Here is a 24337-nt window from a genome sequence, read left to right as displayed (position 1 = left end):
CATGGTCCGTGACATGCACTCCAGCCGCCGCCACCTGCTGGCCGGCACCGCCCTGACCGGCGTGATCCTGGCCTTCGCGGGTGCCGCTGCCGCCAATCCCGTGAACCCGACCGTGGTGCATGGCACCGTCGGCTTTGACACCACCGGATCGGTGCTGGAGGTGCGGCAGGGCAGCGACAAGGCCATCATCGACTGGCGCGGTTTCGACATCGCCGCCGGGGAAACGACGCGCTTCGTGCAGCCCGGCACCGGTTCCATCGCGCTGAACCGCGTCACCGGCGGTCAGGTCAGCACCATCGACGGTTCGCTGACCGGCAATGGCCGCATCTTCCTGATCAATCCCAACGGCATCCTGTTCGGCGCCGGGTCGGTGGTGGATGTCGGCTCGCTGGTGGCGACCACGGCCGGCATCACCAATGAACGCTTCATTGCCGGCGACTATCGGTTCGACAGCGCATCCACCGTCGCCGGTGCCACCATCACCAATAACGGCACCATCACTGCCAGCAGCGGCTTGGCCGCCCTGGTCGCCCCGCATGTGCGCAACACCGGCACCATCCGCGCCGAACTGGGCCGTGTCACCCTGGGTGCCGCCCAGCGCTTCACTCTGGACCTGACAGGCGATGGCTTGATCAGCTTCGATGCCGGTTCCGCGGTGAGCGGTGCCAAGCTGGAACAGGCGGGCTTGGTGCAGGGCGGCTCCATGCTGCTGTCGGCCTCCACCGCCGCGCGCGTTGTCGACAATGTCATCGACATGACCGGCATCGTCCAGGCGCACAGCGTCCGCCAGGACGGTGGCGACATCATCCTGGACGGCGGACAGGGCGGCGTTTCCGTCTCCGGCACGCTGGATGCGGGCACTGGCACCGTCCGTGCCAATACCGACCTGTCGCTGTCCGGCAATGTACTGGGTGGCAGCGTCACGCTCGCCGGTGCCCTGACCGTTGGCGATCTGGCCACCATCGTCACCGCCGGTGCTGCCACCGACAGCGTCAATGTCGCGGGCGCCATCGACGGCGCCGGTTTCCTGACCATCGATGCCGGCACCGGCAGTGTCAGCTTGGGCACGGTCGGCGCCAGTCAGGCCCTGGCCGGTCTGGCCGCCAAGGGCTCCACGGTCACGCTGAACGGCGTGCGCACCAGTGGTCGCCAGGATATCGCCGGTGCCGTCACCCTGTCCGGCGATCTGGTCAGCATGACCGGCGGTGCCATCCGCCTGGCCGGCCCCGTGACCCTTGCCACCGACAGCACCATCGTCACCGCCGGTTTCGCCGGTGACGATGTGCAGATCACCGGCGCCATCAACGGCGCCCATGCCCTGGTCGCCGATGCCGGCACCGGCAAGGTCACCCTGGGCGGCGCCATCGGTGCCACCTCTGCGCTGATGCTGCTGTCGGCCGGCGGTGCCACGGTCAGCGTTGGCGACGTCACTACGACGGGGCAGCAGGATTATGCCGGCACCATCACCCTGTCCGGTGCCCTGGCCAGCACCATTGGCGGTACCATCCGCCTGGGCGGCCCCGTGACCCTGGCGGGCGACAGCGCCATCGTTACTGCCGGCAACGGCACCGACGATATCCGCATTGCCGGTCCGGTGAACGGCGCCTATGGCCTGCTGGTCGATGCCGGCCGCGGCAAGGTCATGCTGGACGGTGCCGTGGGTGCGACCAGCGCCCTGAAACTGTTCTCCGCCGGCGGTTCCAGCGTCAGCCTGCGCGACGTGACCACCACCGGCCTTCAGGATTATGCCGGCGCCCTTACCCTGAACGGCGACCTGGCCAGCACCGTCGGCGGCACCATCCGCCTGGGCGGTCCCGTCACCCTTGCCGGCAACAGCGCCATCGTGAGCGCCGGCGCCGCCAGCGACGATATCCGCATCCAGGGTACCGTCGATGGACCCTACGCCCTGGTCGCCGATGCCGGTGCCGGCAAGCTCACCCTGGGCGGTCCCGTCGGTGCCACCCGCGCCCTGACCCTGCTGTCGGCCGGTGGTTCTACGGTCACCCTGGGCGATATCACCACCAGCGGCGCCCAGGATTATGCCGGCACCATCCGCCTGAACGGCAATCTGGTCAGCACCACCGGTGGTGCCATCCGCATCGCCGGCACCACCCAACTGACGGGCAACAGCGCCATTGTGACGGCCGGTGCCGCCATCGACGATATCCGCATCACCGGCCCCGTCGATGGCCCCTACGCCTTGGTGCTGGATGCCGGCACGGCCCGTGTCGATGTCGTCGGTGCCGTGGGTGCCACCCGTGCCCTGTCCAGCTTTGCGGTCGGCGGCGGCAGCCTGTCGCTGCGCGGTGTCACCACCACGGGGCTGCAGGATCATGCCGGTGCCCTGACCCTGTCGGGCGACCTGGTCTCCACCCTGGGCGGGTCCATCCGGGTCGGCGGCCCCGTCACCCTGGCGGGCGACAGTGCCATCGTCACTGCCGGTGCCGCCACCGACGATATCCGCGTCAATGGCACGATCAACGGTGCCTACGCCCTGGTCGTCGATGCCGGTCGCGGCAAGGTGGCCCTGGACGGCACCGTGGGCGGCACCAGTGCTTTGAAGCTGCTGTCCGTCGGCGGCTCCACCATCGCCCTGCGCGGCTTGAAGACCACGGGCCAGCAGGATTATGCCGGCATTCTGACCCTGAATGGCGACCTGACCAGCACCGGCGGCGGTACGATCCGCCTGGCTGGTCCGGTAACGCTGGCCAGCGACAGCACCATCACCACCGCCGGTGCCGCCACCGACAATGTCGCGGTGACCGGTGCGCTCTCCGGCCCCTACCGCCTGACCGTCCGCGCCGGCACCGGTGCCGTCGGCCTGAATGGCGTCGTCACCGGCCTGTCCGGCCTGGACGTGGCCGGCGGCACGGTGGCTTTCGCAACACCGGTCAGCGTCACCAACGCCCTGATCGTCAGCGCCTCCCGGCTGTCCACGGGCACGCTTGCCGCCGCAAGCATCACCCTGTCGGGCACCGATGTCCTGACCGCCGGTGCCATCACCGCCAGCCAGGATGTCCGCGTAACCGCCGGCAAGGGCGCCGCTCTGGCCAATGTTGCCGGCCGCAACGTCACCGTCACTGCCGGTGACACCTTGACCACCGGCGCCATCACCAGCATCCAGGACACCGCCATCACCGGTGCCAAGGCTGTCACCCTGGGCAGTGTCACCGCCCGCAACCTGACCGCCACTGCCGGCACCAACCTGACGCTGGCCGGCGTGACGGGGCAGGGGGCGGTGCTGACCGCGGGTACGCGTATCGCATCGACCGGCACGCTCAGCCTGTCCAACGCCCTGGTGCTGGAAACGGCGGGTACGGTCACCGGCCTGGATGTGCGGGTCGGGTCGCTGACCTATCGCGGAACCGGCCGCTTCGCCGCTTCCGGTACCGTGGTCGGCGTGTCCGGCACCGATGCCGCCGACCTGATCCGAATCGACGGTACGCGTTCCGGCACCTACTTGTTCGCCGACCGCCCGGTCTTCGGCATGGCCACGCTGGTGGAACGCCACCGGCTGGACCTGCCGCTGGCCGACACGGTGCCGGCGGATGAGGGCGATGTCCGCACCACGCCCTTCGTCCTGGACCCGGCTTCGGTGAAGGATGATCTGATCAGCTTCGCAGATTGATCAAAAAAGCCCCGGCGGGTTCTGTCCGCCGGGGCTCTTCCCATCAACCACCCGCGCGCCGCGCCCGTTTGTCGATATACATCCTGGCATCGGCCTCGCGCAGCGCCTCTTCCGGCGTCGTCGCATCCGGATCGGCCACGACGATGCCGAAGCTGGCGCCGGGATAGTCCAGGGCGCAGGCCCCCAAATCGTACCGCCCACGCAGCAGCGGGGCCAGGCGCTGGTACGCCGCCTCATCGGCCTTCAACCCGTTCGTTTCCCCCGGCGCCGTCAGGCCCATGAAGATGAACTCATCCCCGCCCAGCCGGCCCAGCACATCCCCCCGGCGCAGGCCGGCCGAAAGGCGGCGGCCCACGGCGATCAGGAATTCGTCGCCGGCATCGTGCCCATGCGTGTCGTTGATGCCCTTGAACCCGTCCAGATCGATGAAGGCCAGCAGCACCTGCTGCCTCGTCCGCTGCGCCAGCGCGAACAGCCTGTCCAGTTCCGACAGGGCGAAGCGCCGGTTGGGCAGGCCGGTCAGCGCATCGGTGGAGGATTCCACCTCCAGTGCCGCATTGGCCTTCTGCAATTTGTCCAGCAGCTGTTCACGCTGCAATTGCTGGGAAATCAGGCTGGAGAACAGCGACAGCACCTGCTGCCCCTGCGCCGACATCGGCCGGCTGTCCTTGCTGGCCGCGCACAGTGTGCCGTACAGCGCCTGATCGGCGACATAGACCGGGACGCTGGCATAGGTCTGGATACCCAGCGCCCTCGCCGCATCCGAATCGCCCCAGCAATCGGCGACATTGTCGGTATAGCTGCGCCCTTCCTCCAGCGCCCGCTTGCACAGCGTGTCGTTCCACGGCACCGACAGCCCTTCGGGGATCTGCATCACCCGGCTGTTGCGTGAAAACAGGATGGTCTGTACCCGGGCATCGCCGTCTATACGGGTCAGATAGGTGCTTTCCAGCCCCGTCATCAATTCCAGCAGTTCCAGCAGCGGCCGCGTCAACTGTTCGACATTGCCGGCCGAAACCATGGCGCTGGACATGCGCGCCAGGAATTCCTTAGGTACCGCCGCTTCTTGCCCGATCATCGCCACTGCTCGTCTTTACCACCACCACCGGACCGGTCACTGTGGGACCGTTCCTCCGTCGATGGATCGTATCCTGCAAGAACAGGATGGGCAATCGCATCGCACCATCAAGGGTGGTAATGGAACGGTCACAAAGGGCCGGCTCCGGTCATTATCCTCTGCCTGATGATGCGTTTCCAATGCATCCATTCGTATGTGGTATGAGTATTCGGTCCTACCGCCTTGCTGACTTGCCTGCGCAATCACCGGCCCTGCTTTTGCGTGAATAATCGCCCTTGATTGCTCTGTTGTGGTTTAAAAGTCAGATAATTGCTTGTTGCCTTCAATGATCAAACCCACGGATTGCCCCGCCACGACCGGCAATCCCGCCCGGTGCAGCGGCTGGCCACCGCCCACCCAGATCCGCACCGCCCCCTCCGGCACCACCCGCTTTCCATCCGCTGCCACGATCGACAGAGCCTTGGCATCCAGGGTGAAGCGCAAGGTGCGGCTTTCGCCGGGCTTCAGTGTCAACCGCTGAAATCCCGCCAAGGCGCGCAGCTGCGCATAGCGGGTCAGGTGGGAAACGTAAAGCTGCACCACCTCATCCCCCGCCCACCGGCCGCTGTTTCGCACCTTCATCGACAGTTCCACGCCCTCGCCGGCCGTGATCCGATCGCGCGACATAGATCACCTCCGCCTTGGCAAACCGCTCCTTGATGCCGGCAAGGATGGTGATGGGCTGTGAAGGGGTGCCGTTGTAATTGCCGACCAGGGCATCGACACTGTCGGCGTTGGGCCCGCTATGCACGGCCAGATGCTTCACGGTCGCCACCGTCTTGGGATGGCGCGGATCATCGCCCTGCAAACCTTTGATGAAGGCCACGCCCATGCGCGATGTCAGATACGGGTCCTCCCCGAACGTCTCCTGTCCCCGGCCCCAGCGCGGGTCGCGGAAGATATTGACGTTGGGCGACCAGACGGTCAGGCCGCGATATTGCGCCGACGCCCCGTCCACCCCTCGCGTCTTCAGGTATTTGGCACGGAATTCCGTGGCCGTGACATCGGCCACCTGCCGCATCAGCCCCACATCCCAGGTGGCGGCCAGCCCCACCGCCTGGGGAAACACCGTGGCCTCACCCGCCCGCGCCACGCCATGCAGCCCCTCGTTCCACCAATTATAGGCGGGGATGCACAGGCGCGGGATGGCGGGGGCAGCATGGCGCATCTGACCGGCTTTTTCCTCCAGCGTCATCCGCCCCACCAGATCGGCGGCACGCTTGGCCGGGTCCAACCCCGGATCACGCCACGCCTCCTGCGCCATGGCGGGAAGGGCCAGCAAGGACAGACAGACGGAAAGGGACAGAAAGGCCCTGAGGCCCCGTGTCGGCTGGCGCATCGGTTCCCCCGGATGGACATGTTTTATTTTTGATAGCGCTACCATATGCAGCGGCCAGGACCGGGTCAATCGACCGCTTCCCACCCGTGGTCGTTCGGTCGCAGCAGGTGGGCGTTGACCCGAACCGGGCTTGGGATCATTAAAAGAAACATGACCAGGGCAATTCTCTCAAACGTGGCGGGTTCGGCGCGGTGTCTGGCACCGTGGCTGCTGCTGCTTGCCCTGCTTCTGCGCGGGATGATCCCCGGCGGCTACATGCCGAACACGGACCCCGACAATGGTAAGGGCTGGCTGGTCATCTGTACCGGTGCCGGTTCTTCCATGATCCAGACCGGTGATGGGGATGATGCGCCGGTCGATACCGGTCACCAGGGCCTTTGTCCCTTCATGGCCATGACCCTACTGGGTCCCATCCTGCTGCTGCTGGCCCTGCTGCTGCCGGCGCGCCGCGACTTCCTTGTCCTGCGGCCCTTCGTCGAACCCGTCCGCCGCCGGCTCTGGGCCGGGGCGCCTTTGGGTGCCCGCGCGCCGCCAATGTCCTGGGCTGTCTGACCGACCACCCATTCCCGGACATTTCCGACAGGCGCCGCCCGCCCGACTTTAGCTTCATCGCGGGTCTGGCCGCCGGAGGACACATACGTGCCCCGCACAACCTTACGCGCCCGCTGCCTAAGCGCTGCGGCGTTGATCGCCCTTTCTCCGCCCGCCTTTGCCGAAGACAACCAGATCGCTGAAGTGATCGTCATCGGCCAGCGCGACGTCCCCATCACCATCGTCCCGCGCGGTCTGTCCGTCTCGCTCGGTCAGGAACAGTTCGCGGCGATCAATGCCGTGAATGTCGAAGATTTGATGAAATACGCACCGAATTTCTTCGTGCGCAAGCGCTTCATCGGTGATGCCAATGCCGTCCCTGGCTTCCGCGGAACCCATTCCACCCAATCGGCCCGCGCCCTGGTGCTGGTGGACGGGTTTGTCGTGTCGAACCTGCTGGGCAACAGCTTCTCCTTCCCGCCGAAATGGGGTGTGGTCGGTCCGGGGGAGGTGCAGCAGTTCGACATCGTCTATGGCCCCTATTCGGCCCGTTATCCCGGCAATTCCATGGGCGGCATCATCTCCATCACCACCAAGCCGCCCAGGGACGGCCTGGAAAGCTTCGCCACCGCCCAGTATTTCGTGCAGCCCTATAAACAGTACGGTACCGACCGCAGTTTCGACGGCTATACGGGCGAAGCCGGCTTCGGCTGGAAGGACGGTCCCTGGAGTGCGCGTCTCTCCTATCGCCATCTGGAGAATGAAGGCCACCCCCAGCAATTCTACCAGCTGACCCCGGCCACGGGCACCGCCCCTGCCACCGCCGTCACGGGCGCCGTCACCGACCCCAACCTGATCACCAAAACCCCCGTGGCTGGTGCTTATACGGTGGAAGATACCAGCCAGGACCAGCTCCGCGCCCGCATCGGCTACGACTTCGCCAATGGCTGGTCGGCCGGCCTGTTGGCCATGCTGTGGACCAGCGATTATGACGGTACCAACCCCTCGACATATCTGCGCGACGCGGCCGGCAATCCGATCTTCACCGGCCGTGTGTCGGTGAATGGTGCGCTCTACTCCATGCCCGCCATCAACCTGTCCCTGACCGAACGGCGGGAAATGCTGGGCGGGTTGAAGCTGGAAGGCCCCTTGGCCGACTGGCAGGCCACCTTGAACCTGTCGCGCTTTCTCACCGACAAGCAGCGTGTACGCACCTCCACCGGCTATCAGAACGGCATCACCAACGGTGCCGGCACCGATACGCGCCAGGGCGATACCGGCTGGTGGACCGGCGACGGGCAGTTGGAACGCACCATCGGCGACCATGACCTGGCGATCGGTTTCAATGCCAGCCTCTATGAAACCGACCAGACCATTTACGCGGTCAGCAACTGGCGCAGCGCCGCCACGCCGGCTTTCAGCACCCGCACCGGCGGCCGCACCAGCCAGCTGGGCGCCTTCATCGACGATGCCTGGCAGCTGACACCGGCCGTGAAGCTGACCGGCGGCCTGCGCGTCGACCAATGGCGGGCCTTCGACGGCCGCATCGGCACCCGCGTCGCCGGCAGCGCGAAATACCAATCCTATACCGACCGCAAGGATACCGCCCTCAGCCCGTCCATTGGTATCCAGGCCGACCTGCCCGATGACTGGATGGGCCAACTCAGCTTGGCCACGGCCACCCGCTTCCCCACGGTGGGGGAGCTGTTCCAGGGTCGCCTGGACGGCAATGGCGAATTCGACATCAACAGTTTCGATCCCAACCTGAAGCCGGAAAAATCCCGCGACGCCAACCTGATGCTGCGCCGGTCCTTCGGTGATGTCCGCTTCACCGGCAGCCTTTTCTATCAGCGGGTGAAGGACGCGATCTTCAGCCAGCAGGGCTTCAACCAGTTCGGCATCGTCACCTCGTCGTTCAAGAATATCGACATCACCCGCCAATGGGGTGTGGAGGCGATTGCCGAAGCGGTGGATATCGCCGGCATCGACGGGCTGGATGTTGATTTCAACGCTGCCTGGATCAATGCCGAAACAATCCGCAACCGGTCGGTGCCGGCATCGGAGGGCGTGCAGTTCCCCCGCATCCCGACATGGCGCCTGAACGGCAATGCCCGCTACCGGTTCGCCACCGACTGGCAGTTCTCCACCGGCTGGCGCTACGCGTCGCGCCCCAACACCAACCTGGAGGGCACACAGCGCGGCGACACCTATGGCTACACGTCGGAACTGATGATCTTCGATGCCAAACTGTCCTGGGACATGACGGAGGTGACCCGGCTTTCCGTCGGCGTCGACAATATCGGCAATGACCGCGCCTGGGTCTTCCACCCCTATCCGCAGCGCACCTTCACGCTTGAACTGAAATGGAAGGGGTAAAAAGGGCCATGTCCAACCGCAAATGGCTGGATCACCGCACCATCTGGCGCTGGCATTTCTATGCTGGCCTGTTTTGTGTGCCCTTCATCATTGCCCTGGCCCTGTCCGGCTCCCTCTATCTGTTCAAGCCGCAGGTGGAGGCCTGGATCGACCGCCCCTATGACAACCTCACCCTGACCGGTCCCGCCGCCGATGCCAATGCCCAGGCGCTGGCGGCGCTGGCCGCCGTGCCGGGTGGCAGCTTGAAGACCTATATCCTGTCCGAACACCCGACTGACGCCGTGCGTGTCCAGATCCGGGACGGGCAGGGGGCTCTCTGGCGCGTCTATGTCCACCCGCAGACCCTGTCCATCCTGCACAAGGTGCGGGAGGAGGATCGGCTGATGGAACAGGTGAAGACCTTCCATGGTGAGTTGCTGATGGGCGATCGCGGTTCCTGGCTGGTGGAACTGGCGGCGTGCTGGGGCATCGTCATGGTGGCCAGCGGTCTTTATTTGTGGTGGCCGCGTGACCGGTCCGGCTGGGCGGGGGTGATCTACCCCCGCCTGTCGGCCGGCGGCCGCATGTTCTGGCGTGACCTGCATGGGGTGGTCGGCATCTGGGTGTCGTTCCTGGCCCTGTTCCTGCTGCTAACGGGCCTGCCCTGGGCCGGGGTCTGGGGCGGAGCGTTCAAGATGGTCCGCGAAGCCACCGGCACCGCCGCCGTCAAACAGGACTGGACCACCAGCCGCAGTGCCGAACGCGCCGCCCATGATGTGCACGAACATGCTGATACCGCACCCATGGACCACGGCTCCTTGTCGATGGACGACATGATGGTCGGTGCCGCCACCTTGTCGGATGTGGTGACCCGCATCGCCCCCCTGAACTTACCGGCCCCCGTCCATATCAACCTGCCCAACAAGCCCGGTGCCCCATGGGCCGTACGCTCCCTGACTGCCAACCGGCCGCAACGCGTGTCCATCGACCTGGACGGCACCACCGGCGACCTGCTGCGGCGGGAGGAATTCGCCGACCGCCATGTCATCGACCGCGTCGTCGGCGTCGGCATCGCTGCCCATGAGGGTCAGTTGTTCGGCGCCTTCAACCAGTTGCTGGGCGTGCTGGCCGCTTTGGGCCTGGTGCTGTTGTCGGTCAGCGGCGTGGTGATGTGGTGGAAGCGCCGGCCGTCGGGCGCGCTGGGCGCCCCGCCGCCTTTGCGCATCAAGGGTAGCTCGGCAGTGATGGGGCTGATCCTGCTGGGTTTCGCGCTGTTCCTGCCGCTGCTTGGCCTGTCGGTGATCATCGTGGCGCTGATCGATCTGGCCCTGCTGCGGCAATGGCGGAAGGGGCGACAATGGTTGGGTTTAAGAATGACATGATCCAGCGCGCATCCGCATAGAACGGCCAATGAAAGCCGATGCCTGACCCGCGTGCAGCGCCTTTGACAAGGCTGCTGCATTGCGGGATAAGGGCGATGCATGAAAGAGACTGATTTCGACGCTTTGCATGAAAGCGCCACCGCGTTCCCCCGCATCGGGGCCGGCGCGGACATGGACCGGGCGGATGCCACGGTCATCCCCTTCCACCGCTATACCGATTTCGACCGCCGCTGGCCCGTGCCGGGTCAGGGTGAAGTGCTGGTCGTGCCGCTGGGCGGCCTGGGCCGCATCGGCATGAACTGGACCTTGTACGGCCATGACGGCGCCTGGGTCCTGGTCGATGCCGGCATCGCCTTCCCCGATCAGGGTGTCGAGGGCGTTGATTGCGTCATTCCCCACCCGGCCTTCCTGGCCCCCATTCGCGACCGGTTGCTGGCGCTTGTCGTCACCCACGCGCATGAGGACCATATCGGCGCCATCGACCGGCTGTGGCCGCAGGGTGTGGATTGCCCGATCTGGGCCACGCCGTTCGCCACCAAGATGATCGCGCGCCGCCTGGATGAGGCTGGGGTGCTGGACAAGGTCACGCTGAACACCTACCCGGTGGGCGGGTCGTTCAAGATCGGCCCCTTCGGCTTCCGCACCATCCGCATGACTCATTCGATCCCGGAGCCGGTGGCCTTGGCCATCGACACGGATGCCGGCACGGTCCTGCACACGGGTGACTGGAAGTTCGATCCGGAGCCCGGCATCGGCCAGCCCACGGATATCGACGCCCTGCGCAAGCTGGGTGACGAGGGCGTGCTGGCCATGCTGTGCGACAGCACCAACGCCCACAAGGACATGCCCATTTCGTCGGAAGCGCAGGTCCGCCGCGCTTTCGACAAGCTGTTCGCCACCCGCAAGGGCCAGATCGCCATCTGCTGCTTTGCCACCAACGTGGCCCGCGTCGCCTCGGCCATTTCCGCCGCGGAGGCCGCTGGCCGCCATGTGGCGCTGGCCGGCCGCTCCATGCGCAACAGCGAGGAGACGGCGCGCGACCTGGGCATGCTGGACCATGTGCCGGTACCGCTGGCCGAACCCGCCCACCTGAAGGGTCTGGACCGCGACAAGGTCGCCCTGATCTGCACCGGCGGGCAGGGTGAAGAGAAAGCGGCCCTGGCCAAGCTGGCGCGCGGCGAACGCCGCTTCCCGCCGTTCGGCGCCGGCGACACCGTCGTCCTCTCCGCCCGTATCATTCCCGGTAACGAGGAAGCGGTGGAGAAGGTCGTTTCCAAGCTGCGGGCGCGCGGTGTGGAGGTGCTGATGGGCACCGACCTGATGGGGGGCGAGCCGCTGCACGTCTCCGGCCATCCCGGTGCCAATGAACTGCGCGACCTTTACGCCCTGGTCCGCCCCCGCATCGCCCTGCCGGTCCACGGCACGGAAATGCATCTGGAGGCCCATGCCCGTCTGGCCCGCGCCGCCGGCTGCCAGTCCGCCATCATGGCGGAAGAAGCGGAAGTGATCCGCTTGTCCGAGGGCGGCTCCCGCGTCCTGGGCCGCGTCACCGCCCCGCTGCTGTCGCTGGAAAGCGACCCCAGCGGCGACCGCGTGACCTATGATCCTGGGAAGGTTCTGGTCGCCGGTCAGGTGTGAGTTTTCGGGGATGTGGTCTGTCAGGGCTCGGGGTAATACCCCTCGACCTGACCTACGGTGACGGCTTGATGCCGTAGGTCAGGTCGAGCCGAAGGCGAGCCCTGACAAACACCTCACCCCCGCCCCTTGGTATTGACCAACGCGACCCCGCCCAGCGCCATCGCTCCGCCGGCCAGGGTTGTCCATATGGGCAATTCCCCGGTCAGCGGCACGGCCACGGCGGACGCGACGACCGGCACCATGTAGAGAAAGTTCGACCCGCGTGCCGCGCCGAAATGGCCCAGGGCATAGGTCCAGGCGGCATAACCAATGGCGGCCGGGAACAAGGCCAGGAACAGCAGTGCCCCCTGCACCGTCACCGGTGCCGCCAGGAACTGCCGCACCCCTTCGCCCAGCCAGGGTGACAGCCAGACCGCACCGGTCAACAGCGTCAGGGCCGATGAAGTCAGCGCCCCGTACCGCCCGACCAGCGGCCGTTGCAGCACGAAATAGGTTGCCGTACAGACGGCAGCCCCCAGCAGCAGGCTGGCCCCGCTGCCCAGGCGCAAGCCCCCCGGTTGGCCCGACGCGATCAGGCCGACGCCCGCCATGCTGATCCCCATGCCCACCCAGGCCCAGCGCCGGAACCGTTCCTTCAGGAACAGGGTGGCGAAGATCACGGTCAGCACCGGGGCGACATTGACGATGAAGCTGGCCGCCCCCGCCGACACACTCTTCTGCCCGGTATTCAACAGCATATTGTACATGGCGATGCCGATGCCGCCGCAGGCGGCAAACCGCACTGCGTCCAGCCCGCGCGGCAGCACCGGCTGCTTCCACAACAGAAAGCCCAGCACCAACAGGCCGGCCAGCGCGAAGCGCAAAGCCGCCAGCGGCAGTGGGTCCATGCCGCCCAGGGCGACCCGGATGGCAGGAAAGGCGCTGCCCCAACTGGTCACGGTGACCAGCACGGCCAGGGCCGGCAGCAGGCTGGGGCGGGGCGTTTCGGTGCAGATCGCGGTCATGATGGGTCCGTGGATGGGTCGATGGGGAAATCATGCCCCATCGCGAGCTGTTGACATAGCGCACCGATAGGGCGACACCTGTACGCATGACGCACAGCTTGTCCCTGCCGCCGCTGGAAAGCCTGACCGCCGTGCTGGCGGCCGGGCGTACCGGGTCCTTCTCCGCCGCCGCATTGGAACTGGGCGTCACCCACGCCGCCATCAGCCGCCGGGTACAGGCGGCGGAGGCCTGGCTGGGCGTGGCCCTGTTCGAACGGCATGGGCGCGGCGTGCGCACCACGCCCGACGGCGACCGGTTCATCGCGCGGGTGGGGGAGGCGTTCACCATGATCGCCCGCTCCGGCGACCAGTGGCGGCAAAGGCGGGGAACGGAGATCGTGCGCCTGTCCATCCTGCCGGCCTTTGCCAAGCTCTGGCTGTTCCGGGCACTCGACAAGCTTCAGGACGCGCATCTGCGCTTCGACATGCAGGTGGAACATCGCCTCGCCGACCTGGAAAAGGGGGAGGTGGATATCGCCGTGCGCTGCGGCAACGGCCAATGGGCCGATGTCAGCGCCACGCCTTTGTTCCGCGAAATGGTCTATCCCGTGGCCGCCCCGTCGCTCGCCGCCCGGCTGGGCCGTGACGCCGGTGTACAGGCTATCCTGGCCGAAACCCTGGTCCATGACAGTACCGTCACCTCCTGGCGGGCCTGGCTGGCGGCGCATGGCGTCGCCTACAGCAAGCCACGCCCCCAGGATATCAGGTTCGAGGATTACGATACCGTGCTGGCGGCACTGGAGGCGGGGTTGGGCATCGGCATGCTGCGTTCACCCCTGGGCGATCCCTGGGTGGCCAACGGGCGGCTGGTACCCATCAGCCCGCTCTGGGTGCCCAACCCGTACCTCTACCATCTGGTCACCCGCACCGGCACCCCGCGCCCCGCCGTGGCGGAGGCGCGGGACCGTTTGCTGGCACTTGCCGCCGAATTCAGCCCTGTCCCCCCGCCATCAGCGCGTTGACCTGACCATAGGGCATGGCATCGGCGCAGATCGGATCGGAAATCCCGTCTGCCAGGAACGGCCCCGCTAGTGAAGCCACCCGGCCCCAGATATGCTCGGTCAGCGCCGATCCCGCCGACAGCCGCTTCACGCCCAGCTTGCCCAGCTCCGCCGCCGGCAGCAGGCCGGGCCGCGCCATCACATTCAACGGCAGGTTAACACCGGTCACGATGTGTTTGATTTCCAAAGGATCGGTTACGCCCGCCGGGAACAGGCCGGACGCGCCCGCCGCCGCATAGATCGCGCCGCGCCGCACCACTTCCGTCGCCCGTTCCCCCACCGGGGCCAGACCGCGCAGATAGACATCGGTGCGGGCATTGATGAACAGGCCCGGCCCCACGGCGGCCCGGATGGCCTTGATCTTTTCGGCCAGCAGTTCCGGCGTGCCCGCCCCATCCTCGATATTCACGCCGACCACACCGGTCGCCACGATGCGCCGCGCCAGATCGGCCACGGCGGCGGGATCGTCGCTGTAGCCTGCCTCCATATCGATGCTGACCGGCAGGTCGGGGACGATCCGCACGATATTGGCGGCGGCACCCAGCAGCAGGCCGGCCGGCAGCTTGTTGCCATCGGCGACACCCAGGGCCCAGGCAAGGCCCGCACTGGTGGTGGCGATGGCCTTGGCACCCAGGCTGCGCATCATCCGCGCGCTGCCGCCATCCCAGACATTGCAAAGGATCAGCGGGCTTTCGCCGGTGTGAAGGGTGTGGAAGGTGGAGAAATTGTCGCTCATGATGCCTTTTCCAGGGAAAGCGGGAAGTCGGGAAGGTTCAGGTGACGGCGGGCATAGGCGCCCCAGGGGTGCCATCGTCGCTCCCCTTCATAGATCGGTACCGGCCCGTCCCAGGGTGCCGGTACGCGCCGTCCGGGCCGGTCCGCCACCAGTGGGGCCAGCGCCGGGTCCTGCGCCAGGTGCGCATTGATCACGGCCATATCGGCCGACAGGTCGAACCGCCGCCGCAGCCGGGTGGCGATGCCCGACAGGGATTTGATATCGCCGGTGCGGATCACCGCCTTCAGCATGTCCTGGCTGGACAGGGCGGTCACCGTCACCTCTCCATCCGCCAGCGACCGGCGCCAGACGCCATCCACCACCTTTTCAGCCGCGTCTGCCTGCGCCGCCACCGCGTCCAGCAGGTCCGGCCAGTCCAGAGGTGGGCGATAGCGCAGGCGCAGCACCACCCCGTCCAGGGCCACACTGCCCTCCGCCTTGTCGGATGCCAGCGCCTGACGTCGCAGCTCACGCGGCGCACGGCTATAGAGCGACTGGAACGTCTCGTTGAAGCGCCGGATGCTGCCGAACCCCGCCGCCAGCGCCACCTCCGCCATGGGCAGTGCCGTTTCATGCAGCAACTGCTTGGCGAACAGTACCCGCCTTGTCTGGGCCACGGCGATGGGGCTGGCACCCAGATGCTGCTTGAACAGCCGCCGCAACTGCCGTTCCCCCACGCCCAGCCGCCCGGCCAGCACATCGACGGAGCTATCCTCCCCGTCCAGCGCCCCCTCGGCGATCAGGGCCAGCCCGCGTGAGACGGTATTGGACGTCCCGCGCCACACGGCCAGATCGGGGGCGGCTTCCGGCCGGCAGCGCAGGCAGGGCCGGAACCCCGCCTCCTGCGCCGATGCGGCCGTGGGGTGGAACCGGCAATTCTCCGCCTTGGGCGTGCGCGCCGGGCAGATCGGCCGGCAATAGATGCCGGTGGTCAGCACCGCGGTGAAGAACCGCCCGTCGAAGCGGACGTCCCTGGTTTCAACGGCGCGGTAGCAGGCGATGGGGTCGAGCGTTTCCATGGGCCTGATCCTGTCATGGAACCCGCCTCACGGCTCGCGGTTTTCGGACATGGACGGTGGGAAGGGGAACGTCGCCTACGCCACCGCCCGCTTGGGCAGCAGCACCCCGGCCACTCCCCCCGCCACCAACACCACCAGCAACGGCACGGCCAGCATCGGCGGCACGAACTTCAGCAGCAGCCAGCCCAACCCGGTCACGGCAAAGCCCAGCAGCATCTCCCCGAACAGGGCGATGACATTGCTCTGATAGCGTTTCTGGAACGCCTTGCGCCCGCCCAGCACCGGTCCCTGCCGCATATCCATCAGCAGATAGAGGATTACCGACAGCAGCATCACCAGCCATAGGATCAGCGCCGACCAGGGCGTCACCGTCGCCACGTAAAGGCACGCGACCGTTGCCGGCACGATGGCCGGCAAGGCGGCGGCCAGCAGCCGGTCGCGCAGCATGCGCCGCGCCGGTACGGGTGCCGTGCCCAGCAGGTCGGGCGCATCCTCCCCGGCGAAGGCCAGCCAGACCAGGGCGCCGGCCAGCAGCCCCGCCACCGGAACCACACCCATCCAGCCGAAGGCCATCACTTCTCCCGACGCCGTACTGACGGATTTGCCCAGGCCGGGCAGCGCGATCGGGGCGGCGACCAGCAGGATGGAACAGACCTGGGTCAACAGGCTGGGATCGCGCAAGATCAGGCGCCATTCCTTCCACAGCACGGTACCGGTCACGCCCCGCACCGCCAAGGAAAGCGGACCGGTATCGGCCCCCACCTTGCGGCGCGGCGTGGCATCGGCCCCGGCGGCGGCGTTGATGGAGCGGACGAAGGCCGGTCCCAGGCTCATCGTCACCAGCGCGAACCCGCCGACGGAGACGACCAGCAGAATCAGCAGCGGCAGCGGTTCACCGGTAATCGCGGCCCCCAGCCAGCGCAGCGGTTCCAGTGCGGGATTGTCGCCCAGATCGGCCAGCGCCTGGAAATTGCGCTTCTGCGTGGCCTTGTCGGCGGTGCTGTTCATGTTGGGGATCTGGGCGGCCAGGGCGGCACCGATGCCGATCACCCCGCCCATCACCTGCGCTACCGTCCGCGCACGGCGCGCGCCCACCAGCTTGACCAGCGCCAGCACCAGCAGGAAGGACAGCGTCACCGACAGCATGCAGAGTGCGGGCAGGGTGACATAGCCCACCAGCCAGCGCGCCGACCCCATGATGGCACCGGGATTCATGAAACAAGCCGACATGGTCACGCTGCCCACCATCACCGCCAGCCCCACGGCCAGCAGTCGCACCGGCAATATCGTGCCGGGCTTCAAGGGGGAGGACAGCAGCAGGTCCAGATCGCCGCGCGTATAGATGGCATTGACCGTCAGCTGCAGCGACGCCGCCAGCATGATGGCGGCGGCGAACAGGCCCATGCTGCCGAAGATCAGCTGGATGCCTTCCTCCGTCACCTTCAGCTTGGACAATCCGTAGATCGACAGGAAGCCGATCCCGTGCATGAACAGCACACCGACGATCAGCACGGCCCAGGCCCAGGGCCCCGTCTTCTTGGTACGAAACGCCAGCCGCAGCTCATGCCGCAGCAGCCAGGGCAGGCTGCCCGGTGCCATCAGGCTCATGCCGCCACCGCCTTGCCGGAAACCAGGTCCAGGAACAGCTCCTCCAGCGAGGCGCCGTCGCGCCCGTGCCGTGCGCGCAGCTCCGCCAGCGTGCCTTCCTCCAGCAGCTTGCCATGCTGGATGATGCCGATCCGATCGACCAGCCGTTCCGCCACTTCCATGATATGGGTGGTCAGGATGATGGTGCAGCCGGCCCGCGCCTTCTCTGCCAGCAAATCCTTCACCTGCCGGGCGATGGCGGCATCCAGACCGGTCAGCGGCTCGTCCAGGATCAGCAGGCGCGGATCATGGATCAACGCCCCGGCCAATGCCGCCTTCTGCTTCATCCCGCGAGAGAAACCCTCGCACCGCTCGTTGCGATGCTCATGCAGCTCCAGCCGGGTCAGCAGTTCCTCGGCGCGTTCGGCCGCCGTGCGCGCGTCAATGCCCCATAGCCCGGCCACGAATTCCAGATATTCCAGCGGCGTCAGCTTGTCATAGAGCATGGGCTCGTCCGGCAACCAGGCGACCTGCCGCTTGGCCGCCACCGGGTCGGCGGCGTTGTCGATGCCGAATATGCTGATGGTGCCGGCACTGGGTGCCAGCAGCCCGACCACCATTTTCAGAGTCGTGGTCTTGCCGGCCCCGTTCGGGCCCAGCAGCCCATAGAATTCACCCGGCCGGATGGTCAGGTCGATGCCCTTCACCGCCTCCTTCTCGCCATAGGATTTGCGCAATCCGCGGATTTCCAGGGCGGGGGCGGCTTGGTTCATCTGTCACGACCGGGGTAATGCCAAAGGGAAGACATAGTTAACAATAATCCCGGTCGGATTGAAGCCTTGTTACCTATCACCCTCGTGCGCTACGCATTCCCGGCCGCTTTATCACCGAAGCATCGGCCAGCAGGTTGGCATAGGTCTCGCTCTCCACCGGCACCAGCGCCACACACCCCTCGGCATCATGATGCAGGCCATATCCCTGTTTCTTGACCAGCGGTGAGGCGCGCAGGCACGCTTGGGGCTTGGCAAAGAACGTTTCCGCCGTCACCGGCTGCTTGCGTTCATTCTCCACCGCCAGCAGCAATGCGTCGGAGGTCAGCTGGTACGGGTTCTGGGCCAACAGCGCGAATTGCCGTTCCGCGATGGTCCCCGGCTTTGCCGGCGGCGTGCCGACACTGACCGGGCAATCCGCCGACACGGTGATCAGGGTGTTGTGATAATTGGTGCTATGCATCCCGGTTCCCCCGCTTCGTCGTTGGGATACCAGAATAGCAAAACGCCGCCGCGGAATCCTCCGCGGCGGCGTTTGTACTTGAAACCAAGCCCAAAAATCAGGCGGCGTCCACGTCGGCGGCGACGCTCATCTTCACGATGATGTCGGGGTCCTTGACCTCGCCATTGCGGCCCGCACCGCGCTTGATGGCGTCCACATGCTCCATGCCGTCCGTCACCTTGCCCCAGGCCGTGTACTGGCCGTCCAGGAAGCGGGCATCGGCGAAGCAGATGAAGAACTGGCTGTCGGCACTGTTCGGATTGGCGGCGCGCGCCATGGAGCAGGTGCCGCGCACATGCGGCTCGCGCGAGAATTCCTGCGGCAGGTTCTGCCCGGAACCGCCCATGCCATTGCCGTCGGGGCAGCCGCCCTGGGCCATGAAGCCCTCGATGACGCGATGGAAGGTCAGGCCGTCATAGAAGCCCTCGCGCGCCAGCTCCTTGATGCGGGCCACATGCTTGGGCGCCAGATCGGGGCGCAGCTGGATGGTGACGCGGCCGCCGGCCAGGTCGAGATAGAGGGTATTTTCCAGATCCATTTCAATCATCCTTGCACCGGTTGCCCCGGCTCTCGGTTGCATGCCGTTGCGCACCATAGCGATATGTCGCCGGTATGTGAACAGGGGGCAGGGGATGGCCCACCTGCTATTTCGGGGGAGCCTGGGGCCTGGCGGGAGCAGGCTTGGGCGGTGCTGGCGGGTCCGATTGCACCCGCATGCTGATGATCCGGTCCGCTTCCTTCACCCAGCCATCCTTCGTCTTGTCGCCGGATTTCAGCTTGTCGATCAGCTCGATGCCTTTCACGACATGGCCCCACAGCGTGTAATTGCCGTCCAGCGTGGGTTCCTGCGACCGCATCAGGATGAAGAACTGGCTGTCGGCGCTGTTGCGGTTCAGGCCGCGCGCCATGGAGACGGAGCCGCGGACATGCGGTTCCTTGCTGGGTTCCAGTTCCAGCCATCGGCCGGTGCCGCCCCGGCCGGTGCCGCTGCGGTCGCCGGCCTGGGCGATGTAGCCGGCCACGACGCGGTGGAAGGGCACCCCATCATAGAATCCGCGCCGCGCCAGCTGCTTGATCCGCGCCACATGGATGGGTGCCAGATCAGGCCGCATCTGAATGATGACCGTGCCGGATTTCAGCTCCATGACCAGCGTGTCGTCGGGATTGGCCGGCGGACGGGCAGCCTCGGCCACAGGCACGGCCAGGATCAGGCAGAGGAAAAGCAGAAGGCGCGGAAGCATGGGCGGCATCGTCTCTCTTGCGTTGCGTTCGCCACGATAGCGGCCGCATCCTTGCATGGAAAGATGCGGGTTGCCGCGCCGGGCGGCGGAATTTGCCGGGACTATCGAATTGCGTCTGAAACAGAAGGCGATGATCGCGGCCGGCCTGCCGGCCCTGGCGCTGCTGGCCCTGTGGCTGGCGGCGCCCGGCCTGCTTGCCACGCGCTGGACGGCGGAGTTGCGGGGGCTGGGATATCCCCAGGCCGAACTGGCCGTGGACGATCTGGGCTGGACGCATGCCACCGGTGCCTTCTCCCTGGGTGGGGAGGAGGGGGCGGACCGGTTCGAGGCCGACTTCACCCCCATCGGCCTTTGGCGCGGCCGCCTGTCGGGTCTGATGGTGCGTGCCCTGCGCCTGTCCCGGCCGGTCGGCCTGTCCGGCTCCGGCCTGCCGGCCGACATGCCCCTGGACGGCCCCCTTTATTTCCAGGATGCCCGGCTGACCCTGGCCTTGCCCGGCGGTATCGGCATCCTGCCACTGACCCTGGATGCCGGTTTCACGCCCGGGCCCGATGGCTGGCATGGTGAAGGGCAGGGGATCGTTGCCCTGGGCGCCACCGGCGTGCCCGCCCGCTTCACCGCTGACTGGCGCGACGGTGGCCTGGTTGCGGCCGGCTTCTCCTTCACCCCCACGCCCGGTGGCCCCCGTCTGTCGGGCCAGGGCAATCTGCGCCGTCTTGCTACCGGCAGTTGGACCGGCGACCTGGACGTGACGGCCGCCAGCCTGCCGGACGAGTTGCCCGACCTGTCGCTGCGCTGGAAGGACGGGCAGGGACAGGCGGTGCTGGACTGGAAGGGGGCCGCCCGCCTGGATGCGCTGCTGGACCCGGATGACCAGGGTAGCCATCGTTTCAACGCCCAGCTGCGGGTCACCGACCTCGCCGCCTTTGCCGCCCGCGCGGGCCAACCCGACCCCGGCTTCACCGGCGGCCCGCTGGAGGTCACCCTGTCGGCCCGGGGTTTCTCACTGGCAGCACTGCCTGCCATCTGGCCCGACCTGTCCTTGCGTCTGGATGCGCGCGACATCGGCCTGGGCCGGGGACCGCGCGACAACGCACTGTCGCTGGGTGCCACGGCCCGGCGGATCGAGGGACAATGGTGGCTGTCGGCGGCGCCGGACCAGCCCGGCGCCCTGTCCATCCCCACCCTGGGGGTGGAGGCGAAGGGCCTGCTGCTGACCGGCCGCGCCGCTCTGCCGCTGGACCTGGATCTTCGTGCCGCCAGCCTGCGCTTGCCCTGGCTGGCGCCCGCGTCGCTGGCGGCCAGGCTGCGCGGTGATCCCGCCAGCGACCTGCGCCTGGAATGGAAGGCCACCGGCAAGGATGGCGGCGCCCAGCTCAGCGGCGGCATCGACCTGGACCCTGCCGGCGGCCGGCTGGTGGCAAGGCTGGCACCGCTCCGCCTGGAATCTGGCGACACCCCCCGGCTGTTCCCCGGCGCGCCCTTGCCGGCGGGCTTCCACGGCACGATCGCCGGTCGCCTGTCCGCCGGCTGGACCGACTCTTCGACCGATGGTTCCGCCGATCTGCTGCTGGAGGGGGCGGGCCTGACCCTGCCGGGCTTGCGCGTCGCCGGCATCAACGGCGTCCTGCATTTCGACCGGCTGTCGCCGCTTTCCATGCCCCAGCAATCCGTCGCCATCGGTCTGTTCGATCCTGGCCTGTCCCTGACCGGCGGATCCCTGGGCCTGTCGATGCCGGGCGACGGTGTGCTGCGCCTGGTTCCGGAACCTTTCCTGTGGGCGGGCCAGCGTGTCGCCATCCCGCCGACCTTGTTCCGTCTGGGCAACGATCATCTGGACCTGACGGTGGATATCCCTGCCACACCCTTGTCATCTGCCCTTGCAGCTCTGGGCGTGGATGATCTGAATGCCGACGGAACCTTGATCGGTTCGATACCGGTTCTAATCAATGCCACAGGCGCCCGTCCCGGTCCGGGGGCCTTGCGCGCCACCACCCCTGGCCGCCTGTCCCTGACCGGCGGTGCACACTGGTTGGATGCGGCCCGCAATGACAGTCTGGCCCTGGTCACCCGTGCCCTGGCTGATTACCGCTATCGGGCGCTGGAACTGTCGCTTACCCCGCACGGTTCCCGCTTGTCGCTGGATGGCAGCAACCCGTCGCTCTATGGCGGCTATGCCATGCCCATGAATCTGGTCCTGGCACCGGCACCACCTGCCATCGCCGCCCCCGTACCTGCTTTCGCTGCCGACGCCATCACAGCCTTCAAGGCGCGCAAGGAATAGGCTAAACCGATGGTCGGAATGACAGGAGCTCCGCTTGATCGAACGCGCCATCGATTTCGAAACCGCCAATGAACGGCGGGACAGCGCCTGCGCCGTGGGCCTGGCCGATGTGTTCCAGCCTGACACCCCCATCTTTCGCCGCCTGATCCGCCCGGAACCTGCACGATTCTCCCCGTTCTGCGTGGCCGTGCACGGCATCCGCCCCTACGACGTGGCCGACGAACCGGTCTTCGCCGGTATCTGGCCCGATCTGGCGCCCCTGCTGGAGGGGGCGACGATCCTGGCCCACAATGCCAGCTTCGATGCCGGGGTGCTGAACGCCTGCCTGCTGGCCGCGGGCCTGTCCGTGCCGCCCCTGCGCTTCATCTGCACGGTCGATCTGGCCCGCGCCGCCTTCCCGCAGTTGCGCAGCCACAAGCTGAACATTGTCGCCCACCACCTGGGCATAGAACTGAACCATCATGAGGCCGGCAGCGATGCCTCCGCCTGCGCCGCCATCGGCCGGCATGTGGCTGACATGCTGGGCGTGGCCACCGTGGCGGAAGCCGCCGACCGCCTGGGTGTTGGTGCCCGCCGTCCCGGCCGTCCTCCCGTTACCGTTCAGACCTCCGTTGCCTTGCCATCGCCCACCCGTCGCGTTGACGGACAGAATTTCGCCGTTACCGGCACTTTGGTGGCCTGCTCGCGCCCCGACGCGGCCCGCGCCATCGCCCGGGCCGGCGGCACGTTCCAGGCCTATATCCGCCAGGATACCGACTGGCTGGTGGTGGGCCTGTCGCCAGGCAGAACCAAGCTGACCGCCGCTCAGGCACGTCAGCGCCGTTATGGCCGCCTGCGTATGCTGGACGAGGCGGAATTCATGGAAATGCTGGGACTTGACGGGAAGGGGGTTACGCCATGAAGGCGATCATGACGACCGGCCTGGCCCTGGCCTTGTTCACATCACCCGGTGCGGCGCAGACGATCGGGGAGAAATGCTGGCCGCAGGGCGCCATGCAAATGTCGAAGGTCGTGAAGGAGGGGCTGGTCCGCTGCGATACCGTCTGGGTGGTTGCCACCGGTGGTGCCCCGCCACCGTCGGAAAGCTCCGGCAGCGTCCGCGCCGGCGGCTTCTGCCCCCGCCCCGGCCAGTTGGAGCGCGACAGTGATGGCAAGAGCGTGAAATGTGTCGACCGTGAATGGCAGCGCGTGGACCCGTCGGGTGGCTGAGGGCCGGTAAAAACACGAAAGCCGCCGTCAGTCCTGACGGCGGCTTTTCGCGTAACCCTTTGATCAGGCTATCGAGAGATGGTCGGAGCGACAGGATTCGAACCTGCGACCCCTAGACCCCCAGTCTAGTGCGCTACCAGGCTGCGCCACGCTCCGACCTCTCGATCGAACATCGTCCGGTTTGGGCCGGCCGTCGTTCGGGCGCGGAATATAGACACGAGTTTTTGGGGATGCAACGTTTGTGTCGGGGAAAATGCATTTTCCTGCCTGACCTGCCCGGAGCGCGGGGCAAGCCTTCCGCCATCATGGCGGAAAGTGCCGCCGGCCTGTGCTGCCGTCAGGGCGCAAACCCAAGGAATCCCTTGCATGCAAACCGCCACCTGCCTCGTCTATGTCACCACGCCCGATGCCGATATGGCCCGGACCATCGCCACGTGGATCGTAGAGGAAGGGCTGGCCACCTGCGCCAACATCCTGCCGGGCATGGAATCAGTCTATAAATGGCAGGGCGTGGTGGAGCGCGCTACGGAGGTGGTGTTGATCCTGAAATGTCGTGCCGACGGGTTCGATGCCCTGTCCGCCCGCGTGCGCGCCCTGCACTCCTATGACCTGCCCTGCATCATCGCCCTGCCGATCATGGCCGGCCTGCCTGATTATCTGGCCTGGCTGGCTGCGGAAAGCAGCGGCGGGGGCAATTGACCGCACCCGATCGGGCTTGACGGGCCGGGGGCCCCACACCTATACCGCCCCCGTCAATTGGGGAGTAGTCCGCCACCGGCCCCAACCGGTGGTGTCCGTGTCAACAGACTTGGGGTTCGCCTCATGGCGCGGACGACAGGCCGGCACAGGCCTGTTCGACGAGACCGATGGCGCGATCCCCCCGGCAGGGACCCGGGGAAGGATCGCGTGCATCGTC

21 protein-coding genes and 1 tRNA gene are annotated in these 24337 nt (G+C 66.9%); 10 read left to right on the top strand and 12 right to left on the bottom strand.

Going from position 1 to position 24337, the window contains the following annotated elements; genetic code table 11:
* Nucleotide 1: 1 nt before the first annotated feature.
* Nucleotides 2–3628 (top strand): beta strand repeat-containing protein, encoded by a 3627-nt coding sequence (locus ACM9HJ_RS28905; RefSeq protein ID WP_416575269.1) that lies wholly within the window; start codon nucleotides 2–4, stop codon nucleotides 3626–3628.
* Nucleotides 3629–3671: 43 nt separating this feature from the next.
* Here ACM9HJ_RS28905 and ACM9HJ_RS28900 read toward each other — a convergent pair whose 3' ends face one another.
* The 3 genes from ACM9HJ_RS28900 to ACM9HJ_RS28890 all read right to left on the bottom strand — a co-directional run bounded on the left by ACM9HJ_RS28900 (nucleotide 3672) and on the right by ACM9HJ_RS28890 (nucleotide 6084).
* On the bottom strand, nucleotides 3672–4706 hold the full coding sequence (locus ACM9HJ_RS28900) for a sensor domain-containing diguanylate cyclase (RefSeq protein WP_416575268.1): 1035 nt from the start codon (nucleotides 4704–4706) through the stop codon (nucleotides 3672–3674).
* 294 nt (nucleotides 4707–5000) lie between these two features.
* Entirely contained in the window at nucleotides 5001–5372 is a 372-nt protein-coding gene (locus ACM9HJ_RS28895) for a fibronectin type III-like domain-contianing protein (RefSeq protein WP_416575267.1), read from the bottom strand.
* Nucleotides 5290–6084 (bottom strand): glycoside hydrolase family 3 N-terminal domain-containing protein, encoded by a 795-nt coding sequence (locus ACM9HJ_RS28890; protein WP_416575266.1) that lies wholly within the window; start codon nucleotides 6082–6084, stop codon nucleotides 5290–5292. The genes ACM9HJ_RS28895 and ACM9HJ_RS28890 overlap by 83 nt, the downstream gene beginning before the upstream one ends.
* 150 nt (nucleotides 6085–6234) lie before the next feature.
* On the opposite strand from ACM9HJ_RS28890, the gene ACM9HJ_RS28885 reads away from it, so the two are divergent.
* The 4 genes from ACM9HJ_RS28885 (at nucleotide 6235) to ACM9HJ_RS28870 (ending at nucleotide 11990) form a co-directional block, all read left to right on the top strand.
* Nucleotides 6235–6636 carry a DUF2946 family protein gene (locus ACM9HJ_RS28885; protein WP_416575265.1) on the top strand — a complete coding sequence of 134 codons (402 nt, stop codon included), beginning with the start codon at nucleotides 6235–6237 and terminating at the stop codon, nucleotides 6634–6636.
* Nucleotides 6637–6768: 132 nt separating this feature from the next.
* A complete protein-coding gene (locus tag ACM9HJ_RS28880; protein WP_416575264.1) occupies nucleotides 6769–8991 on the top strand; it encodes a TonB-dependent receptor in 2223 nt (740 codons plus the stop codon).
* A gap of 8 nt (nucleotides 8992–8999) precedes the next feature.
* Nucleotides 9000–10352, top strand: a complete 1353-nt coding sequence (locus ACM9HJ_RS28875; RefSeq protein ID WP_416575263.1) for a PepSY-associated TM helix domain-containing protein — start codon at nucleotides 9000–9002, stop codon at nucleotides 10350–10352.
* A gap of 99 nt (nucleotides 10353–10451) precedes the next feature.
* Nucleotides 10452–11990 carry a ribonuclease J gene (locus ACM9HJ_RS28870; protein ID WP_416575262.1) on the top strand — a complete coding sequence of 513 codons (1539 nt, stop codon included), beginning with the start codon at nucleotides 10452–10454 and terminating at the stop codon, nucleotides 11988–11990.
* A 113-nt stretch (nucleotides 11991–12103) separates the two neighbouring features.
* Here ACM9HJ_RS28870 and ACM9HJ_RS28865 read toward each other — a convergent pair whose 3' ends face one another.
* The gene (locus ACM9HJ_RS28865; protein WP_416575261.1) at nucleotides 12104–12994 is read right to left on the bottom strand and encodes a DMT family transporter; all 891 of its coding nucleotides are present in this window, start codon (nucleotides 12992–12994) and stop codon (nucleotides 12104–12106) included.
* A gap of 86 nt (nucleotides 12995–13080) precedes the next feature.
* Between ACM9HJ_RS28865 and ACM9HJ_RS28860 the strand changes: the two genes are divergently transcribed.
* Nucleotides 13081–13995, top strand: a complete 915-nt coding sequence (locus tag ACM9HJ_RS28860; protein ID WP_416575260.1) for a LysR substrate-binding domain-containing protein — start codon at nucleotides 13081–13083, stop codon at nucleotides 13993–13995.
* Here ACM9HJ_RS28860 and ACM9HJ_RS28855 read toward each other — a convergent pair.
* The 7 genes from ACM9HJ_RS28855 to ACM9HJ_RS28825 all read right to left on the bottom strand — a co-directional run bounded on the left by ACM9HJ_RS28855 (nucleotide 13964) and on the right by ACM9HJ_RS28825 (nucleotide 19928).
* Entirely contained in the window at nucleotides 13964–14770 is an 807-nt protein-coding gene (locus ACM9HJ_RS28855; protein WP_416575259.1) for an isocitrate lyase/PEP mutase family protein, read from the bottom strand. The genes ACM9HJ_RS28860 and ACM9HJ_RS28855 overlap by 32 nt on opposite strands.
* Nucleotides 14767–15828, bottom strand: a complete 1062-nt coding sequence (locus tag ACM9HJ_RS28850; protein WP_416575258.1) for a bifunctional transcriptional activator/DNA repair enzyme AdaA — start codon at nucleotides 15826–15828, stop codon at nucleotides 14767–14769. The genes ACM9HJ_RS28855 and ACM9HJ_RS28850 overlap by 4 nt, the downstream gene beginning before the upstream one ends.
* Before the next feature lie 75 nt (nucleotides 15829–15903).
* Entirely contained in the window at nucleotides 15904–17436 is a 1533-nt protein-coding gene (locus ACM9HJ_RS28845) for a hypothetical protein (protein WP_416575257.1), read from the bottom strand.
* Nucleotides 17433–18188 (bottom strand): ABC transporter ATP-binding protein, encoded by a 756-nt coding sequence (locus ACM9HJ_RS28840; RefSeq protein ID WP_416575256.1) that lies wholly within the window; start codon nucleotides 18186–18188, stop codon nucleotides 17433–17435. Before ACM9HJ_RS28840 ends, ACM9HJ_RS28845 begins: the two co-directional genes overlap by 4 nt.
* Before the next feature lie 76 nt (nucleotides 18189–18264).
* The gene (locus tag ACM9HJ_RS28835) at nucleotides 18265–18648 is read right to left on the bottom strand and encodes a DUF6157 family protein (protein WP_416575255.1); all 384 of its coding nucleotides are present in this window, start codon (nucleotides 18646–18648) and stop codon (nucleotides 18265–18267) included.
* A gap of 97 nt (nucleotides 18649–18745) precedes the next feature.
* Nucleotides 18746–19225 (bottom strand): peptidylprolyl isomerase, encoded by a 480-nt coding sequence (locus ACM9HJ_RS28830; RefSeq protein ID WP_416575254.1) that lies wholly within the window; start codon nucleotides 19223–19225, stop codon nucleotides 18746–18748.
* A 106-nt stretch (nucleotides 19226–19331) separates the two neighbouring features.
* The gene (locus ACM9HJ_RS28825; RefSeq protein ID WP_416575253.1) at nucleotides 19332–19928 is read right to left on the bottom strand and encodes a peptidylprolyl isomerase; all 597 of its coding nucleotides are present in this window, start codon (nucleotides 19926–19928) and stop codon (nucleotides 19332–19334) included.
* Nucleotides 19929–20037: 109 nt separating this feature from the next.
* On the opposite strand from ACM9HJ_RS28825, the gene ACM9HJ_RS28820 reads away from it, so the two are divergent.
* From ACM9HJ_RS28820 to ACM9HJ_RS28810, 3 genes are read left to right on the top strand one after another with little or no spacing between them, the layout of a single operon-like run.
* Nucleotides 20038–22212: an intermembrane phospholipid transport protein YdbH family protein gene (locus tag ACM9HJ_RS28820; RefSeq protein WP_416575252.1), complete on the top strand. Its 2175-nt coding sequence runs from the start codon at nucleotides 20038–20040 to the stop codon at nucleotides 22210–22212.
* Between the two features lie 34 nt (nucleotides 22213–22246).
* A complete protein-coding gene (locus ACM9HJ_RS28815) occupies nucleotides 22247–23113 on the top strand; it encodes an exonuclease domain-containing protein (protein WP_416575251.1) in 867 nt (288 codons plus the stop codon).
* Nucleotides 23110–23421, top strand: a complete 312-nt coding sequence (locus ACM9HJ_RS28810; protein WP_416575250.1) for a hypothetical protein — start codon at nucleotides 23110–23112, stop codon at nucleotides 23419–23421. Before ACM9HJ_RS28815 ends, ACM9HJ_RS28810 begins: the two co-directional genes overlap by 4 nt.
* Before the next feature lie 79 nt (nucleotides 23422–23500).
* On the opposite strand, the gene ACM9HJ_RS28805 is transcribed toward ACM9HJ_RS28810, so the two are convergent.
* Nucleotides 23501–23577 (bottom strand) — tRNA-Pro (locus ACM9HJ_RS28805).
* 210 nt (nucleotides 23578–23787) lie between these two features.
* Here ACM9HJ_RS28805 and cutA point away from each other — a divergent pair.
* Nucleotides 23788–24120: a divalent-cation tolerance protein CutA gene (cutA, locus tag ACM9HJ_RS28800; protein WP_416575249.1), complete on the top strand. Its 333-nt coding sequence runs from the start codon at nucleotides 23788–23790 to the stop codon at nucleotides 24118–24120.
* Nucleotides 24121–24337: the final 217 nt, after the last annotated feature.

It is taken from the genome of Niveispirillum sp. KHB5.9 (assembly GCF_048066115.1).
In the GTDB taxonomy this organism is placed as follows: Bacteria; Pseudomonadota; Alphaproteobacteria; order Azospirillales; family Azospirillaceae; genus Niveispirillum.
The sequence above is the reverse complement of the archived record's forward strand: the minus strand, read 5'-3'. Positions and strand labels throughout refer to the sequence as shown.

Excerpts from the sequence above, each read along its gene's own strand:
- ACM9HJ_RS28855 (WP_416575259.1), bottom strand. The coding sequence starts at position 14,770 with ATGAGCGACAATTTCTCCACCTTCCACACCCTTCACACCGGCGAAAGC.
- ACM9HJ_RS28810 (WP_416575250.1), top strand. The coding sequence starts at position 23,110 with ATGAAGGCGATCATGACGACCGGCCTGGCCCTGGCCTTGTTCACATCA.
- ACM9HJ_RS28830 (WP_416575254.1), bottom strand. The coding sequence starts at position 19,225 with ATGGATCTGGAAAATACCCTCTATCTCGACCTGGCCGGCGGCCGCGTC.
- ACM9HJ_RS28845 (WP_416575257.1), bottom strand. The coding sequence starts at position 17,436 with ATGAGCCTGATGGCACCGGGCAGCCTGCCCTGGCTGCTGCGGCATGAG.
- ACM9HJ_RS28890 (WP_416575266.1), bottom strand. The coding sequence starts at position 6,084 with ATGCGCCAGCCGACACGGGGCCTCAGGGCCTTTCTGTCCCTTTCCGTC.
- ACM9HJ_RS28825 (WP_416575253.1), bottom strand. The coding sequence starts at position 19,928 with ATGCTTCCGCGCCTTCTGCTTTTCCTCTGCCTGATCCTGGCCGTGCCT.
- ACM9HJ_RS28860 (WP_416575260.1), top strand. The coding sequence starts at position 13,081 with ATGACGCACAGCTTGTCCCTGCCGCCGCTGGAAAGCCTGACCGCCGTG.
- ACM9HJ_RS28840 (WP_416575256.1), bottom strand. The coding sequence starts at position 18,188 with ATGAACCAAGCCGCCCCCGCCCTGGAAATCCGCGGATTGCGCAAATCC.
- ACM9HJ_RS28905 (WP_416575269.1), top strand. The coding sequence starts at position 2 with ATGGTCCGTGACATGCACTCCAGCCGCCGCCACCTGCTGGCCGGCACC.
- cutA (WP_416575249.1), top strand. The coding sequence starts at position 23,788 with ATGCAAACCGCCACCTGCCTCGTCTATGTCACCACGCCCGATGCCGAT.
- ACM9HJ_RS28900 (WP_416575268.1), bottom strand. The coding sequence starts at position 4,706 with ATGATCGGGCAAGAAGCGGCGGTACCTAAGGAATTCCTGGCGCGCATG.
- ACM9HJ_RS28865 (WP_416575261.1), bottom strand. The coding sequence starts at position 12,994 with ATGACCGCGATCTGCACCGAAACGCCCCGCCCCAGCCTGCTGCCGGCC.
- ACM9HJ_RS28835 (WP_416575255.1), bottom strand. The coding sequence starts at position 18,648 with ATGCATAGCACCAATTATCACAACACCCTGATCACCGTGTCGGCGGAT.
- ACM9HJ_RS28885 (WP_416575265.1), top strand. The coding sequence starts at position 6,235 with ATGACCAGGGCAATTCTCTCAAACGTGGCGGGTTCGGCGCGGTGTCTG.
- ACM9HJ_RS28870 (WP_416575262.1), top strand. The coding sequence starts at position 10,452 with ATGAAAGAGACTGATTTCGACGCTTTGCATGAAAGCGCCACCGCGTTC.
- ACM9HJ_RS28895 (WP_416575267.1), bottom strand. The coding sequence starts at position 5,372 with ATGTCGCGCGATCGGATCACGGCCGGCGAGGGCGTGGAACTGTCGATG.
- ACM9HJ_RS28850 (WP_416575258.1), bottom strand. The coding sequence starts at position 15,828 with ATGGAAACGCTCGACCCCATCGCCTGCTACCGCGCCGTTGAAACCAGG.
- ACM9HJ_RS28875 (WP_416575263.1), top strand. The coding sequence starts at position 9,000 with ATGTCCAACCGCAAATGGCTGGATCACCGCACCATCTGGCGCTGGCAT.